General features: G+C 46.5%; 16 protein-coding genes. 9 read left to right on the forward strand and 7 right to left on the reverse strand.

The features are described from left to right. Nucleotides 1-229 precede the first annotated feature (229 nt). Nucleotides 230-883, forward strand: a complete 654-nt coding sequence (locus NK638_RS08605) for a LysE family translocator (protein WP_274632681.1) — start codon at nt 230-232, stop codon at nt 881-883. A gap of 120 nt (nt 884-1,003) precedes the next feature. Here the strand turns inward: NK638_RS08605 and acnA are convergent, their stop codons facing one another. Next, nucleotides 1,004-3,844 carry an aconitate hydratase AcnA gene (gene acnA, locus NK638_RS08610; RefSeq protein WP_274632682.1) on the reverse strand — a complete coding sequence of 947 codons (2,841 nt, stop codon included), beginning with the start codon at nt 3,842-3,844 and terminating at the stop codon, nt 1,004-1,006. Between the two features lie 351 nt (nt 3,845-4,195). Then, nucleotides 4,196-5,269, reverse strand: coding sequence for a DUF3025 domain-containing protein (locus tag NK638_RS08615; RefSeq protein ID WP_274632683.1), 1,074 nt, complete (start codon nt 5,267-5,269; stop codon nt 4,196-4,198). Between the two features lie 114 nt (nt 5,270-5,383). Here NK638_RS08615 and NK638_RS08620 point away from each other — a divergent pair, with 114 nt between their 5' ends. Together NK638_RS08620 and NK638_RS08625 are read left to right on the forward strand one after the other, a co-directional pair. Beyond that, a complete protein-coding gene (locus NK638_RS08620) occupies nt 5,384-6,091 on the forward strand; it encodes a metal-dependent hydrolase (protein ID WP_274632684.1) in 708 nt (235 codons plus the stop codon). A gap of 12 nt (nt 6,092-6,103) precedes the next feature. Next, entirely contained in the window at nt 6,104-6,661 is a 558-nt protein-coding gene (locus NK638_RS08625; RefSeq protein ID WP_274632685.1) for a YchJ family protein, read from the forward strand. Nucleotides 6,662-6,677: 16 nt separating this feature from the next. Here the strand turns inward: NK638_RS08625 and NK638_RS08630 are convergent, their stop codons facing one another. The 5 genes from NK638_RS08630 to NK638_RS08650 all read right to left on the reverse strand — a co-directional run bounded on the left by NK638_RS08630 (nt 6,678) and on the right by NK638_RS08650 (nt 10,605). After that, a complete protein-coding gene (locus NK638_RS08630) occupies nt 6,678-7,157 on the reverse strand; it encodes a hypothetical protein (protein ID WP_274632686.1) in 480 nt (159 codons plus the stop codon). Then, nucleotides 7,154-8,068 (reverse strand): hypothetical protein, encoded by a 915-nt coding sequence (locus tag NK638_RS08635; RefSeq protein ID WP_274632687.1) that lies wholly within the window; start codon nt 8,066-8,068, stop codon nt 7,154-7,156. The genes NK638_RS08630 and NK638_RS08635 overlap by 4 nt, the downstream gene beginning before the upstream one ends. Nucleotides 8,069-8,091: 23 nt before the next feature. Beyond that, nucleotides 8,092-9,000 (reverse strand): class II glutamine amidotransferase, encoded by a 909-nt coding sequence (locus NK638_RS08640; protein WP_274632688.1) that lies wholly within the window; start codon nt 8,998-9,000, stop codon nt 8,092-8,094. Between the two features lie 61 nt (nt 9,001-9,061). After that, nucleotides 9,062-9,385: a hypothetical protein gene (locus NK638_RS08645; protein ID WP_274632689.1), complete on the reverse strand. Its 324-nt coding sequence runs from the start codon at nt 9,383-9,385 to the stop codon at nt 9,062-9,064. 50 nt (nt 9,386-9,435) lie between these two features. Next, nucleotides 9,436-10,605, reverse strand: a complete 1,170-nt coding sequence (locus NK638_RS08650; RefSeq protein WP_274632690.1) for a homoserine kinase — start codon at nt 10,603-10,605, stop codon at nt 9,436-9,438. 188 nt (nt 10,606-10,793) lie between these two features. Between NK638_RS08650 and hisF the strand changes: the two genes are divergently transcribed. The 6 genes from hisF (at nt 10,794) to glmU (ending at nt 16,800) form a co-directional block, all read left to right on the forward strand. Then, entirely contained in the window at nt 10,794-11,576 is a 783-nt protein-coding gene (gene hisF / locus NK638_RS08655; protein WP_274632691.1) for an imidazole glycerol phosphate synthase subunit HisF, read from the forward strand. A gap of 138 nt (nt 11,577-11,714) precedes the next feature. Beyond that, complete coding sequence (ribH, locus tag NK638_RS08660; RefSeq protein WP_274632692.1) at nt 11,715-12,245, forward strand: 6,7-dimethyl-8-ribityllumazine synthase; 531 nt, start codon at nt 11,715-11,717, stop codon at nt 12,243-12,245. Nucleotides 12,246-12,728: 483 nt separating this feature from the next. Next, complete coding sequence (nusB, locus tag NK638_RS08665; RefSeq protein WP_274632693.1) at nt 12,729-13,664, forward strand: transcription antitermination factor NusB; 936 nt, start codon at nt 12,729-12,731, stop codon at nt 13,662-13,664. Between the two features lie 2 nt (nt 13,665-13,666). Next, a complete protein-coding gene (thiL, locus tag NK638_RS08670; RefSeq protein WP_274632694.1) occupies nt 13,667-14,695 on the forward strand; it encodes a thiamine-phosphate kinase in 1,029 nt (342 codons plus the stop codon). Nucleotides 14,696-14,698: 3 nt separating this feature from the next. Beyond that, nucleotides 14,699-15,289 (forward strand): phosphatidylglycerophosphatase A family protein, encoded by a 591-nt coding sequence (locus tag NK638_RS08675; protein ID WP_274632695.1) that lies wholly within the window; start codon nt 14,699-14,701, stop codon nt 15,287-15,289. Nucleotides 15,290-15,423: 134 nt separating this feature from the next. Then, complete coding sequence (glmU, locus tag NK638_RS08680; RefSeq protein ID WP_274632696.1) at nt 15,424-16,800, forward strand: bifunctional UDP-N-acetylglucosamine diphosphorylase/glucosamine-1-phosphate N-acetyltransferase GlmU; 1,377 nt, start codon at nt 15,424-15,426, stop codon at nt 16,798-16,800. Nucleotides 16,801-16,950 lie beyond the last annotated feature (150 nt).

Below are 16,950 nucleotides of genomic sequence, written 5' to 3' on the forward strand. Positions count from 1 at the left end.
ACGCCACTATTCGGCGTCACTTATTAGCACTTTTGCTTAGCATCAGGTTAGACTAATAAGCGAACACTAAAAAATCCCAGTCATCATCCGGTGACTGGGATTTTTTTCGTTTGTCATTTATAAAAACCATCGATATGAGCTGCTCATGACGACCGATACCAGGTAAACTACGAAATAAACGATAAATAAAACACTCCCCTATTATTGCTATCACAAGGAAGTATGAACCATGTTCGGTATCGAAAACTATCTGGGCTTTGTCTTGGCGGCGATTTTGCTAAACCTCACTCCAGGCACCGATACGATGTATATCATTACCCGCAGCGTCTCGCATGGCAGCGCAGCAGGGTTTTATTCTGTCCTCGGTATCATCTCAGGCATCTTGGTACACACGGTATTCGCCGCATTGGGTCTATCGATCATTTTGATCAACTCGCCTCTGGCCTTTACGATTGTAAAATATATCGGTGCCAGCTACTTGTGCTATCTGGGTATAAAAATGCTGATGAGCAAGCAGCCTTCTTTACTGGCAAATCATTTACCAAAAAGTAGCCCATCGGTACCTGCCAACTCTATCGCGCACTGGCAAATATACAAACAGGGCGTATTAACCAATGTCTTTAACCCAAAAGTCGCGCTATTCTTCCTTGCATTTTTTCCGCAGTTTATCGATCCTAGCTATGCTCATAGCGCCTTGTCATTTCTGATCTTAGGATTGAGTTTTGCGCTGACGGGCTTTGTATGGTGTTCGTGCCTTGCCTTACTGGCCTCAAAGTTTAGTGCCAACTTGAGAAAAAACCCAGCTATCGAAGTTCTTTTAAATAAAATAAGCGGCGTGGTGTTTATTGGTTTGGGAGTTAAGTTGCTTACTGAGAAGGGGTAAAAAAGCTACAAATAATGATTAAATAAGCTGATTTGTATAAAATCTAACTACTCATAAAAAAAGCCCAATCCCAGACTTTACTGGAATTGGGCTTTGTATTATTTAAAAGCTAATCAACCATTACGCAGCGTTTTTACTGTCACTTGCGAGCTGACGCAATACATAGTGCAGTACGCCGCCATGACGTACGTATTCGCGCTCTTTTGGTGTCTGCAGGCCGACATTGACCTCAAAGGTTTCAGTCGAGCCGTCGGCGCGGGTGGCAGTGACTTGAGCGGTTTTGCTCTCGCCATTGTTTAGGCCAGTGATGCTCAGCACTTCAGAGCCATCGAGCTTGTAGGTTTGAGCGTTTTCGCCATCTTTGAAAGTCAATGGCAGCACGCCCATACCGACGAGGTTTGAGCGGTGAATACGCTCGAATGAGGTAGTCAGTACCGCTTTGACACCAAGCAAAATCGTACCCTTCGCTGCCCAGTCACGGCTAGAGCCTGAGCCATACTCCGCCCCGCCGAGGACGACGAGTGGACGCTTATCTTCTTTATACTTCATCGCTGCATCATAGATAGCCATTTCTTCGCCATCTTGTAGCGTCGACTTGTCATCTTTGAAGTAATAGGTATAACCGCCTTCTTTGCCGCCCATCATTTGGTTTTTGATACGGATATTGGCAAAGGTACCACGAGTCATGACTGCATCATTACCACGGCGTGAGCCATAACTGTTGAAGTCCGCTTCCATCACACCGCGCTCTTGCAGGTACTTACCTGCTGGTGAATTTGGATCAATATTGCCCGCAGGCGAGATATGGTCAGTGGTGATTGAGTCACCAAACAGACCTAAGATACGCGCACCTTCGATATCAGGGATACCTTCTGGCTCCATGGTCATACCATCAAAGAACGGTGGGTTTTTGATGTACGTTGAGCCTTCATCCCATGGATATAGCTGGCTATCGGCTGAGCTAATCGCGTTCCATTCTTTACTACCATCGAACACTTCACCATAGTTTTTACGGAACATATCAGCATCGATATTATTGGCAATCAGCTCGTTGATCTCATCTGACGTTGGCCAAATGTCTTTTAAGTACACATCGTTGCCGTCTTGATCTTGACCGAGTGGGTGGGTAGTCAAGTCAATATCGACTGTACCTGCTAAGGCATAAGCGACAACCAATGGCGGCGATGCCAGGTAGCTGGCCTTGACGTGTGAGTGAATACGACCTTCGAAGTTACGATTACCCGAGAGTACTGCAGCTGCCACTAAATCGTTCTCTTCGATGCCTTTTTCGATCACATCAGGAAGCGGACCTGAATTACCGATACACGTGGTACAACCGTAACCGACCAAATAAAAGCCTGTTTTTTCGAGCTCATCCATCAGCTTGGTTTTTTCAAGATAATCGGTGACTACTTTTGAGCCGGGCGCCAGTGAGGTCTTGACCCAAGGCTTGGCTTTTAGACCTTTGGCAGCGGCCTTTTTGGCGACCAATCCAGCACCAATCATAACCGCAGGGTTCGAGGTGTTAGTACAAGAAGTAATCGCTGCAATCACGACGGAACCATCGCGCAGCTTATGCTCTTTATCATCGATACTGATGTTAGAGAACACGTTATTGGCTGGCTGGTAGCCTTTGCTATCGTCAGTTTCGGTATCAACGTCGATGTTGGGTTCAGCTGCCAAGTGTTCCGCTTGCTCTTGCTCGCCGCCTTCTTGGTCAAAGCGTACTTTGCCTTCGACTTCTGACTTGCGATCTTTGGTCATTTTTTGTAGCGTTTCGCCGAATTTTTCGTGCATATCAGATAAGTTGATACGCTGCTGCGGCAGATTAGGGCCTGCCAGTGCTGGCTGGACAGAGGACAGATCAAGCTCTAGCTTACTTGAGTAAGTCGCCGCTGGCGTATCGGCATCATGCCATAAGCCCTGTGCCTTGGCATATTTTTCGACCAGCTCAATTTGCGCTTCGTCACGGCCTGATAGACGCAGATAGTCAATCGCCATTTGGTCAATCGGGAAAATACCACAAGTCGCGCCGTATTCTGGCGACATATTGGCAATCGTTGCCCGATCCGCTAATGGCATTTGATGCAAGCCTTCACCGTAGAATTCGACAAACTTACCAACTACGCCATGTGCTCGTAGCATCTCGACCACACGCAAGACGAGATCCGTCGCGGTGACGCCTTCACTGAGTTTGCCTGTCAGCTCAAAACCAACCACTTGCGGAATCAGCATCGAAGACGGCTGACCGAGCATCGCCGCTTCGGCCTCAATACCGCCAACGCCCCAACCAAGCACACCGATACCATTAATCATCGTCGTGTGACTGTCGGTACCAAACACCGTGTCAGGATAGGCGGTCAGCTCGCCATCGACCTCTGCTGCCATGACCACGCGCGCAAGATACTCAAGGTTGACTTGGTGCACGATACCCGTCGCTGGCGGGACAACGACAAAGTTCTCAAAGGCATTTCGGCCCCAATGGAGAAACTCATAACGCTCATTATTACGCTTAAACTCAATCTTTTCGTTGAGATCCAGCGCATCTTCGCGGCCATAAGCATCCACTTGTACCGAGTGGTCAACGACCAGCTCACTGGGGATAAAGGGGTTGATTTGCTCAGCACGACCGCCCAGCTCTACTACCGCATCGCGCATCGCTGCCAGATCGACGACTGATGGCACGCCGGTGAAATCTTGCAGCACCACACGTGCCGGCATAAAGGCAATCTCTTTGGACGCCTCAGCGCCAGCGTCCCAGTTGGCCACTGCTTCGATGTGGTTTTTGCCGACAGACTGACCATCATCTTCGTTACGCAATAGGTTTTCTAGTACGACTTTCATACAGTATGGTAGCGTATTGATATTGTCGTAAGTCTGGGCAAGTTTGGGCAAGCTATAATAGGCGTGCTCCTTGCCATTGACCGAAATGGTGTCTTTTACATTAAAGATATCACTCATGGTAGCTTCCTTATCGTTGTTATAAATCCTAAACATAAATGGCCAATTACAAGTTAGCATTTATGTGGATATTGGTGGCTCAATAAATGGTGGTTTATTAAAGAAATACTGTGTCAAAGTAGGCACTAAAAACATTCATTATTACAAAACCATGTAAGACAAAATCCTAAGATATATGTTTTTATCACCCCAAGCTGTAAAAGTGCTTGTAAGACCTGACATCAACTTGTTTTTACCATAACAAATATATAATGCTTTGTTAACGTCTGGACGTAGTCAAATCGTGGCACAATCGTAACTGTAACAATGTGTTAGCGCTTTATTAATATGGGCTAGAAAAATCCATTTTTATTATTTTTTACGGCGACCACTACGAAACACAAATGTATCATCATAAAAATGAGAATCTTCATTCTCGGCCCAAAAATGCGGCACACCTAAAATGGGCAATGGCGATAAATGACGCGGTGTGACTGCGTCCTTTGATAATAATTCATTCATATAATCAGCCAATTTATTATCCAAAAAGGCGATGCGCTGCTGCGTTGACAAGGCAAAGAAATCTTGGTTGACGCTGATGACCACACTATGCGCGCACAAGGGCTTACGCGGCGCTATCAATTGCTCAAGGAGGGCATGACCAAAGATATAGACCGCCGCTTGCGCGTTTGGACTAGGACTTATAGGGTCATCCCACTGCGTGCGCGGCTGTACCAAGCTGCCCTGCCAGTCAAAGCCAATCAACGCCTCGCCAATACTAGGACTGGCGGTAACCAATACCGCGCCGTTTTCATCAAACACAGTGATGGTATCGCGCACCCGCCCTCGACTGGCACCGACCCCTTGCTGCTCAATCTCAAGCATATGATAGTGGTTTAGCAGGGCTTTGGTCTTAGGAAAAGTCAGCCAAATACTGCCGTTAAATAAGTCGTGTAAGTTATCACGCGTCGGGATATTGCCCGTACTGCCGATAAAACTTTCGTAAGCCTCGCCCTCTGGCAACGCATCTTGCGAGACAAACTGTAAAGTCTGCGCCTTATGGTTATATGCAGGCTTGGTGTGCGGCAGTTGCTGCTGCACGTCGGCTGCCTGCTGATGTAATGCGGTATTTAATACTTTCGCGATGATGTCTGGCGTGTTTTGGGTAAGGCTGATATCAAGGGCCTGAGTCTCAGGAGCAGAGCTTTGAGTATCAGCGCGCTCCATGCTCCAGTTACTCGCCGCACTAAGCCGAGTGATGGCTTGACTAATGGCATCTAACTGCTGCACATGACCAAGCCACGGCGCACGCCAGTCAATCTGGGCGAAGCTGTCATCAAGTCTACTTGCCGCTACGGCTGACGCCTGTATAGACGAATCGTTTGGTAAAGGCTTGTCAAAACGCGCATCTAAACGATGCAAAGGAGGCAGGTTACTGGCAGTCATATCAAACTATCTCTCATGGGCGATGGGCGGCTTATGGTATCATGGTGCGCTTTTTTACGGCTAGACGGGCAGCTCGAAACGTTGTGTTCGCGCGCTATTTATTGATGAGTTTTTATGGCAAATTTTAATACCCACTTAAATGTCGCTTTTATGATCAGCGGCACCCTGAGTTTGACGGTTTATAAAGCTGGATTGATTGATGATTCAGGGTTTTTAGTATGCGTGGCGCTTGGTACCATTGGTGGATTGCTACCAGATTTGGATTCAGATAATTCAACACCGATTAAGCTGGGTTTTAATATTACCTCGTTTGTCTTTGCCTTTGGCTTGGTCATGCATTGGCGTAGTGATTTGAGCTTGCTCGCATTGATCGCATTATGGCTGGCGGGTTATGGTTTTATGCGTTATGTGATCTTTCATATTTTTACCACCATGACCGTACATCGCGGCGTTATCCACTCTGTGCCTTATATGGCGATACTTGGACTGGGGTTAACCTGTCTAAGCTATTATGGTCTGCATCTACCGCTGACAACCAGTTGGTTTTATGGTCTGTTTTTATTTGGTGGCGCGATGGTGCATTTGGCTCTAGATGAGTTGTATAGCGTCAATTTGTCCAATATGAAAATGAAGCGCTCATCGGGTACGGCGATGAAGTTTTATCAGCATAAAGACAAATGGTGGTATTTGCTGCTATACGTTATTTTGGCGTTATTGTTATATATAGCGCCGCCGTTTGACACCTTTTGGCAGCAGGTCAGTGATCCTGCAGCTTGGGCAAAGCTTAAGCTACCGCCACTACCAGCAAAAAATGATAAATAATGAGAGTACACTATGTCGACTTCTGCCGCCCTCCAAACCTGCCCTTGCCAAATCAACCCTGCGTCAGAAACCACCACCGCGCCCCTACTTTATAAAGACTGCTGTCAGCCTTATCATGACAGCGTTTTAAATAAAGAAGCGGATAAAACTGACGGCGTACAGGCAGAAACGGCGGAGCGTCTGATGCGCACGCGTTATAGCGCTTTTGTGCTTATCAAGCCAGAATACATCGTCAAAACCACACTACCCGCGCAGCAAAGCTTACTTGATGTGACAGCAATTGAGGAATGGGCCATTAAGACCGATTGGGCAGGATTAGAAATTGTAGAACACAGAGCAAATCCTGGCAAACGACACGCGCAGGTTGAATTCAAAGCTTATTTTAGAACGCCTAATGGCTTGCAAGCGCATCACGAGTTGTCGGCCTTTGTAAAGGTAGTAAGTAAAGCCCATCATGATGCGCGTTGGTATTTTCTCGACCCGACCGTTCCTATGACTGTCACACAGAAACAGCCGTGTATTTGCGGCTCGGGTGAGAAGTTTAAACGATGTTGTGGGAGGTGGATGTAATTGACATGCTGAGTATTCAACCTTTTTTTATAATACTTCTGTACTTACTTGAGACTTTAAATGCATTTAAAAGATCATATAGTAAATAAATAAAAGACATTAATGTAAATATCGATACTAGCAAATTTATATAACTGAATAATCCTGCATTATCACAAGAAAAAACCTTTATATTTTGCACTAGTAGGTATAAACAAACATTAAATACAGCGACCCCAGTATTAGATAAAGATTCTGTTTTTAGTAATTCCAAACTATCAATAGCTTTATAATATAGATTTTTATCTTTATATTTTAGTTTTTCGGGTATATCTTTGATTATATTATCTATATGATTATATAGAGACAATGATATAGTGACTGTTGCAGCAGTCATTGCACCGTATAAAACCAGTAAACCACCAAACCCTTTACAAAAAACCAAAAATAACCCTAAAATATTAGAAACACCTAATATTAGTAAACTCAAAATAAGAATAATTAGGATTATTTTCAATTTTTCCTCACCTTACCCTCTATATATCTTTTAAATTTTTTCAAAAAATTGTTATTTTTAGACATTTCAACTTCGTACATTTCTATTTGTCTATTGTCCATTAGCTTCTCATTTTCTCTATCTATATCTTCTACATCAATATCTAGTATCTCTGGAGTTCCATCACTTGTATATTTTTCTTTCTTTTTAGTTTTATTGTCAGCTGTTACAAGCTCCCAACGCCCTTCTCCTTCTTCTATATAGTCAACATAATCATCTATAGGCTCATACGGAACAATAAGCTTTCCTTCTGAATTCTCCATTATTATTCTAGTCTTATCTTGATTAAACAAATTTTTCATATCACTCAGAGCGTTACGAGCTGTTTTGTTAGTCTCCATAATATTAGGAGATATCATCACTAGTTCTACTTTGTATATCTTTTCGCTATTCTCAACCACTTCCCAAAATTTTCCTTTAGATGGTAATGGCTCAACAAAAACCTTATGATTATATTCAGGTATAACTATGTTATTTATACCCTTTTGTATAGAGTTACATATATGACTTAAATCTCCAAATTTTGAGTTCTTTCTAGCAAAAATAAACTGGTTTTTAACATCTACAATTAATATTACAGCCTTCCAGTCATCTGCTTCTTGGTCAACTATATCTTCTGAAGTTTCAACTCCAAGATGGGCTTTTTTTAGTTTAGCGATTTTCCCTACATAAAATGACTCTTCATCTATTGGCTCTTTAGAAAATCCAATAAACTGAAACTCAGTACCTCTTGTCTCCCAGCGAGTATTAGACAACAAAGCTTCTAAAATAGTCTCGCCTTTAATATCAGGTACTTTCTTAGGAGGCAATAAACTAGCACCCTCATCGACTACGAAGTAGCGTAAAACATAAAAGTCTTTAACATTTCCCATCTAAAAAACCTCTTAGGTATATCTTAAACACTCGCTCCAACGGCTCGTGCCACCGCAATCCCTTCGTCAATGGTCAAAAACTTACGCTGGCTTGGGCTGTCTTTATAAATAATCTCACCCTCAGAGAATATCAGACATTCATTGACCGCCAACTGTTGCCATTTTTCATTTTCAGTCAATGGCACGGTCACCAAAATCGTCACCTTATCGGTATCGGTGGTGACATCGCTAAAGTTAATCGCCAAGTCATCGTCCGCCAGTTTCGCTTCGCCAAATGGCGCTTGGCGGGTCAGATAAAACAATAAGCTACCGGCATACGCCAATTGCCAGCGGCCGTTGGAGATTAGACAATTAAACAAACCGTTGGCCGACAAATAACGGCACTGCGTGGTCAAAAAGTTAAACAGCGTCTGGTCGTCAGGACGGGTCTTAAAAGTGCTTTTTAAGCGATTGACCAGATAACAAAACGCTATTTCTGAGTCGGTGCTGCCGACAGGCTGACAATGCCCGGCGTTACCATTGTCTTGTAGCCGCTGACAGCGCTCGATAAAGGCTTTATTCATCTGACCATTATGCGCAAATACCCACTGCTCACCCCAGACCTCACGCACGAAAGGATGGGTATTTGCCAGACAGTTTTGTCCCTGCGTGGCTTTGCGAATGTGGGCGATGACATTCATGGCCTTAATCGGATAATTATTGACCAAATCGGCCACTGGCGACAGGTGGCTTGGGCGATTGTCATGAAACAAACGTAGCCCTGTTGAGTCGTTTGCCGTCTCGCCATTATTGGTGCAGTCGCTACGCTCAAAAAAAGCAATACCAAAACCGTCCTCATGACTGTCCGTCATACCGCCGCGACGACGAAACCCTGCAAAGCTAAACCCAATATCGGTTGGAGTATTACAGTTCATTCCTAAAAGCTGGCACATTTATAGATCACCATCATGATTGTCGTTATGGTCGTCGTTTCATTCCTAAAAGCTGGCACATTTATAGATCACCATCATGATTGTCGTTATGGTCGTCGTTTTTTGTAGGATGTACAGTCGCGCTTGCGCCATTTTCTACCCCTTCATCAAACATCTCATAGGGCGTCGCGCCTTCGGTATCGATATTGTCCAAGATACGTTTGGCATGCGCCAGCTCGGTATCTTGTATCCACAGCACAATACCTGAATTCATCCCTGGCATCGCGCTTAGCGGCTGCAAGGACACAGTGATACCGTTATTACGCAGTAGATTGGCATGCAGCTCACCTTGCATATTGGTGTCATAGCGTGCCAGTTTGTGCCAGTTATCAACTTGATCGGTCATAGGGTCGCCTCTGTGGTTTTGATGCAAAAAATAGTATTGAGCAAGAAAACTTACGCCAATTGATCGAGCGTATATTCTTTGATGCTGATGTCACGACGATTACTTAAAGTGGCACGCGCTTGCTCAGCGTGGGTGATATCACTAAATATACCCATGAGTTGATTGTCGCGCTTATCATTTGATAAGACAAATACCGTCTTTTGCGCTTTTTCGACATGCGCCCAGTGATAAGCGGCCAGACGCTTCATAAGGTCAGGATTTTTCACCATGATATTGTCGCCCGTCCGACCTTCGGTACGGTTATAATGAATGACATTAAGACGCAAAAGCCAGAAAATCACCGCCGCTTTGGCAAGCATAACAGGTAACGCGCGTTTTTCATCGCGGTTTAGCGGGCGTTTTGACTCATATCCTTCTAAAAACGCTGCCATCCTACGACGATCAAAATGTACCAGCTCGCCTTGCTCAGCATCGCCCCACGTGGTACAAAAATCATTGATGGTAATGGCGATATCCATCACATAGTGCTCGACACTGACCTCAGTAAAATCTAATAGACCTGTTAGCTTTTCCTGCCCTTTAGTCAAGTCCCATAGCGTATTGTCAGCGAACATATCAAGATGACACAAGCCCTTTGGTAAGTCGGTCAGAGGTAGATTTGAGTAAGCTTGCCAAATATCGCGCATGAGCTTGGCTTCATCGCCGGGCATAAACTGCATTTCACGGTCGCGCACCTCGCTCCACGGATAGAGGGGCACGCCGTAGTCTTGTGCCGGTTGTAGCGCTTGCAAGGTCTCATGCAGCATCGCTAACGCCGCGCCGATCTCATGACACATCGCAGGCGTGGTCTCTTGCGGATGCGCGCCAGACAAGCACGGCACCAAGGTGATTGCTTTGTCCTCATAATGAATGACATAGCGTTTTTTCGTATCAGCGTTATCATCAGCACCTAATGCTACCAGTGCCAACGGGGCAGCGACCGGCAGCTTGCCATCTAGTTGATTTAATATCGCTGCCATTTTTTCGATGTCTTCTGGCGGGCGCTCTTCAAACAAAGTAAACACATAAGCATGCGCGCCATCGACATCGTCCGTCGTTTGAATAAACCAGTTAGAGTTTTTGATACCTTGGGTAATCGGAATGGCGCGGGCAAATGACACGCCAAAACGTTGGCAAAAGGCGGCAAATTGATCATCAGTTAACTGAGTATAGACGGACATGACATCTCACTTTGGCAATTGGATAAGAAGATAAATAGAATAAATCTGGACGCTAATGACAATAATCGTCCCACGCATCAGCAAACCATCATAAATAGCATAATAATCTTGTGAAAACCTGCCTGATATGGCAGCGATTTTGCTAGACTAGCGCTTATGGTTGAATTGATTATAAGGTGAAAGACCCTATGTTAGCAAAGCGTATCATTCCTTGTTTGGACGTGGACAATGGCCGCGTGGTCAAAGGCGTACAGTTTGTCGATATCAAAGACGCTGGCGACCCTGTCGAAGTAGCGCAGCGCTACAACGAACAAGGCGCTGATGAGATTACCTTTTTGGATATTACTGCCACCAGTGATGAGCGTGATACTACTTATCATACTGTCGAGCGTATGGCGGAGACGGTGTTTGTCCCCTTAACTGTGGGCGGCGGCGTGCGCAAAATTGCTGATATTCGTAACCTGCTCAATGCTGGCGCGGACAAGGTGGCGATTAACTCAGCAGCAGTTTTCACGCCTGAGTTCGTCGGAGAGGCGGCGCAGAAATTTGGCAATCAATGTATCGTCGTCGCTATCGATGCCAAACGTGTCGCTGACGTAGAGGCGAATGGCGTACTCACCCCACGCTGGGAGATTTTTACCCATGGCGGGCGTAAGCCTACCGGGATCGATGCCGTCGCTTGGGCAAGCAAAATGGCCGATCTTGGCGCAGGCGAGCTATTGGTCACTTCGATGGACGGTGACGGCACCAAAAAAGGCTATGACTTGGCACTGATGCGTGAGATTACCCGCCGTGTCAATGTTCCTGTCATTGCCTCTGGCGGCGTGGGTAATCTGCAACATTTGGCCGAAGGCGTCTTAGAAGGCGGCGTTGATGCGGTGTTGGCGGCCAGTATCTTTCACTTTGGCGAATACACCGTATCGGAGGCCAAAGCCTATATGGCAGCACAAGGCATACCCATGCGCCTATAAGCTTGGTAAAATACAACTGCCTTGACAAAAAATGTTATCATAGCGCTACTTATTTATTTTTGTCAGTTAACTATTGAAAACAATCGAGATTTTGTACAAAAATTTTGCTTATAATACTACTTATTCAAAGGATTTTTTATGTCAAATTTACAGCAGCAGCGCAACGATATTACCCATATCGATGGTAACTTGCACCAAAACGAAGCGGCGCGTATCGGTATCGTCGTTGGCCGTTTTAATGGGTTTGTCGTTGAATCATTAGTCGACGGTGCTATCGACGCTCTACTACGTCATGGCGTATTGGGCAGCAACATCACTGTGATTCGTGTGCCAGGTGCCTTTGAGCTACCACTCGTTGCCCAGCGTGCCGCTGAGTCAGATCGTTTTGATGCCATCATTGCGCTCGGGGCAATCATCCGTGGTAGCACGCCACATTTTGACTTTGTCGCTAGCGAGTCAGCCAAGGGTCTGAGCAGCGTTGCAATTGATTATAATATCCCTGTCGCCAACGGCGTCATCACCACCGACAGCATCGAGCAGGCGATTGAGCGCTCAGGCACCAAAGCGGGTAACAAAGGCTCAGAAGCAGCAATGGTCGTTCTTGAGATGCTAGCGGTTTTATCACAGTTAGATATTGATGATGATTACGAAAATGATAATGACGCGTAGTATAGTCAGTTGAAAACAAAGCTGGCATAACTGGGATGAATTTTTCGCAGCCTCTGTGTATACAGCACGCAAGGACAATTTATACCAGTAGCGCTATAACATTTTTCAATTAAATCTACCATATCGCAGTCGTTTTATAGATTCATTATTTATTGTTTTACTGTTTTTGATTGGCGCTGATGGGTTAAAAACTCGTGGCGTCAGTGTCTTAAAGCTCGCGGCACTGCCGACAAAGCGCTGCAATTTCGCTTTAACACTCGATTGTCATCATCTGCCAGTCGATTACTATTTAACATTTTTAGTTCAAACGTCTATGCTTTTCTTATCACAGGCTATTTTTTACAATCAAGCTGATTGTACCCTGACGCTATTGGTATCTATATTAAATAGTCGTTAAATAATTGATAAATACAGTCAATCAAAAAATAGTTAATAAAAGCAGTTACTCAAAATAGCCACTTAACATTCAGGTATTTACCCCCTATGACTGACCAACTCAAGCGCGCCATCAACGCTGCAAAAACCGCACAAACCAATGACCAACAAGCTGAAGCGACTCGTCTCGCAAGCAGCAGTGCAGGTGAGCAAAAATTTGATATGAGTGAGTCTTCTTATAAGACCAGTCACACCGCTGTGCGTAAAGCCAGACGCTTTGCTATGCAAGGCTTATATGAATGGCTGGTCACCGACCGCCGTTTTGATAAAGACGGTAAGCTTGGCTGGAAAGACAATGCGCCGCACGATATCGCCGCGCGCACCCGTGCGACCAACGCCATGCATACGGTACATATCGGCTACTATCACGAAATGATGCGCGATATTCCCGAACAAATCGAGGCATTAGATGCGCTTATCAGCCAGCATCTCGATCGCGATATCGATAAATTAGACACCGTTGAGCATGCTATTTTATTGATTGGTGCCTACGAGCTGCAAAACCGCTTAGAGATTCCTTATAAAGTGGTACTAGATGAAGCAATGAAGCTCAACAATCACTTTGGCGCCACTGACGCGCACAAGTTAATCAATGCGGTGCTCGATAAAATGGCCACAGATCTGCGCGACATCGAAGTACAGGCCGACATCAAGGCCAACCGCCGCAGCTCACAAAAAGCCGCTGCATCCGCCGCACAGCCGCAGCCGCAAACTACTGATGAAACCAAGGCTGTCACTAACGCTGACGACACCAGCGAAACGCCGACCACAACTGGCAAACCTCGTATCAGTGCCAATAAAGCCATTAAACGGCCACGTGCTAACAAGGCTCAGGCAAATATCAGTGATTATAGAGCCAGCAAAAAAGCCAGTGCGCAAGAACATAATGAGGCAGCAGCCACGCCTACCGCTGAGAGCACTGCCGCCGATGTTGGGCTACAGGACTCAAACCTTGTCAATTCAGACGAAAAAAGTAAAGACTAACCATGAATGAATTTGAGCTGATCGAGCGCATCTTTGCACAGATGCAAATATCGCCAGCACGCGCGGCAACGGACGTCGAAAAAGGCATCGGTGATGACGCGGCGGTGATGAGCGTGCCTACAGGCGCGCGCTTGGTCAGCTGCATTGATACTCTCGTTCAAGGGCGGCATTTTAGCGCCGATTGGGATGAAGTAAATCAATTAGCCTTTCAAATTGGCTATAAAGCGGTCGCGGTCAATGTCTCAGATATCGTTGCGATGGGTGCGGCGGCGCACAGTATTTTGTTGGCGCTGGCATTGCCTGAGCGCTTGGTAAATGAGACTTGGCTCACTGAATTTGCCAAGGGTTTGTTTCATGCCTGCCAGCTCTTTGGCGTGACCCTGATAGGCGGTGATACCACGCGCAGCGATAACTTAGTGTTAAGCGTTAGCGCGCAAGGGTTTTTAGCCGCTGATACACCAGCCGTCTATCGCTCAGGCGCGCAAGTCGGTGATAAAGTCTATGTATCAGGCACGCTTGGGGATGCCGCATATGCGCTGCAGCATCCTGATAGCAGCCAAGGTATAGCGCTGGCGCATCGCTTGCACATGCCGACGCCGCGTATCACCTTAGGGGCCGCGCTGGCCAAAGTGGGCGCCACAGCGATGATCGATATCTCTGATGGTCTGTATCAAGACCTTGGGCATATCTGCGAGCAAAGTGGCGTTGGCATACGTCTTGATTTAGAGCAGCTGCCAACCAGCCAAGCGTTAGCGAGCGTGGATATATCTGAGCGCTTACTATGCCAGCTGGCAGGTGGCGACGACTATGAGCTGGCTTTTACTTTACCTGCTGATATCGAGCCACCCGTCAACGATATCAGTGACACGCCAGTGACTTGTATTGGCGAGGTGATAACATTGGCCAAGGCAGACACGGCAACCAACGTGCATGCTGAGCTGTATTATCAAGGACAACGGGTAACACCGACGCACCCCGCCCCTTTTGCCACATGGCCCACGCTGACGGGTTACCAACACTTTGCAGGTTAATCCATGACCGATCATGATCTATCTAAGCCTGATATCCGGCAAGCCAATGACTGCCCACCTCTACCTGCCACGGCCAGCACGCTCGATCGTGCGGTTTATTGGCTCGGTATTGGTCTCGGTAGTGGCCTGCCGCGCCGTGCCCCTGGCACATGGGGAACAGTAGGCGGGCTACTCGTCGCGATACCGCTTATGAGTTTCGGTTTTTTGCCGTTTTTGATAATCACTGTATTGTCTTGTGTCGTTGGTAACTCAATATGCGGCAGAACCTCCACTCTGATGGGCGGTCACGACAACCCGCATATCGTCTGGGATGAATGGGCGGGTATGTGGCTCACCTTGCTACCGATGTCTTATATGGGCGTTGCCGATAGCAGTTTTTGGCAAAATATCAGCCAAACCTCTTCTCTCATCGCGCTTCTTATCGCCTTTATCCTGTTTCGTTTTTTTGACATCATCAAGCCACCACCGATCGGCTGGGCAGATAAAAAAGTCGCCGGTGGCTTAGGTATCATGCTCGATGACATCATCGCAGGCATCATGGCGGCAATTGTTTGGATTGCTCTTTATAGTAGCGTATTATCACTTGCTAACTGATGCTGCTATGAGTCGTTAGCACATTTCGTGACGCTGCAAATAAGACGTTACAAAGATGTCACGACTTAGCAGTTTGGTTGGTCACGCATTTACGTTATAATTCAAATCACATCTTGTTACATTTGTAGGCCATTATGACTTCTCCTCTTTCGGTAATTATCCTAGCAGCGGGTAAAGGCACACGTATGCAGTCGGCCAAACCCAAAGTCCTGCAGACACTGGCTGGCAAGTCTTTACTCGCTCACGTTTTAGACACCTGTCACCAGCTGACGGTCGATGAGACCATCATCGTGCATGGTTTTGGCGGCGAGCAAGTCAAAGCTGAAATCACCGCCCAGTATGCCCAGTCAGCCCTTACTTGGGTAGCGCAAACTGAGCAGCTAGGGACCGGGCATGCGGTCAAGGTCACGCTGTCTGATTTGCCAAAAGACGGTCAAAGTCTGATTCTTTATGGTGATGTACCATTGGTCAGTTGCCAGACGTTAACCGCATTAAAATCGGCCAATACCGATGGCATGTCGATGCTGACGCTAACGGTAGATAACCCGTTTGGGCTAGGCCGCATCAAACGTGACAACAACGGTAATATCGAGGCCATCGTTGAGCAAAAAGATGCCAGCGCTGATGAGCAAGCCATCAAAGAGATCAATAGCGGCATTTACTGCGTCGATAACGCCCTTCTTCATAAATACTTGCCGAAACTATCAAATGACAATGCCCAACAAGAATACTATCTGACAGATATCGTCAAGATGGCCGTGGCCGATGGTATCGCCATCGCTGCGATCGAGCCTGAGCATACCTTTGAGATTGAAGGCGTCAACAATCGTCAGCAGCTCGCCAGCTTAGAGCGCACGTGGCAAGGAAAGTTAGTCGCCGACTTACAAGAAGCTGGCGTGCAGTTTGCCGATCCTAGTCGTGTCGATATTCGAGGGACCCTAAGCGCCGGTCAAGATGTGTTTGTCGATGTTGGCGTGGTGTTTGAGGGTGATTGTACCTTAGGCGACAATGTCTATATCGAGGCAGGATGCGTCATCAAAAACGCTCATATCGGCAATGCTTGTCATATCAAACCCTACTGCGTCATTGATCATGCCAAGATTGGCGCTGGTGTCGATGTCGGGCCTTTTGCGCATTTGCGACCTGAAAGCGTACTAGCAGACCAGAGCAAAGTCGGTAATTTTGTCGAAATCAAAAAATCCACCATCGGTCAGGGCAGCAAAGTCAATCACTTAAGCTACGTGGGCGACTCGACTGTCGGGACAGGTGTCAATATCGGTGCAGGTGTCATTACCTGTAATTATGATGGTGCCAATAAGTCACAAACCATCATCGAGGACAACGCCTTTATCGGCTCCAATGCCAGCTTGGTGGCGCCGGTTACCATCGGTGATACAGCGACTGTAGCGGCAGGCTCGGTGATTACCAAGGATGTCGATGCTAGTGCCTTAGCGTTTGGCCGCGCTCGGCAAACGCAAAAAGAGAACTTTCAGCGTCCAACTAAAAAATAAAGACGGCGGTGATCGTCAACTCGATAAAAACGATAGTAAGACCACTAAGGCAGTACGACAATAATTTGTGGTGCTGCTTATTTATAGGGCGTGTTGCACATTCACAAATAGGCACTGCTGATCGCTAAAATTGTTCCAGACAAGGCGCAA

The organism is Psychrobacter sp. A3 (genome assembly GCF_028823565.1).
In the GTDB taxonomy this organism is placed as follows: Bacteria; Pseudomonadota; Gammaproteobacteria; order Pseudomonadales; family Moraxellaceae; genus Psychrobacter; species Psychrobacter celer.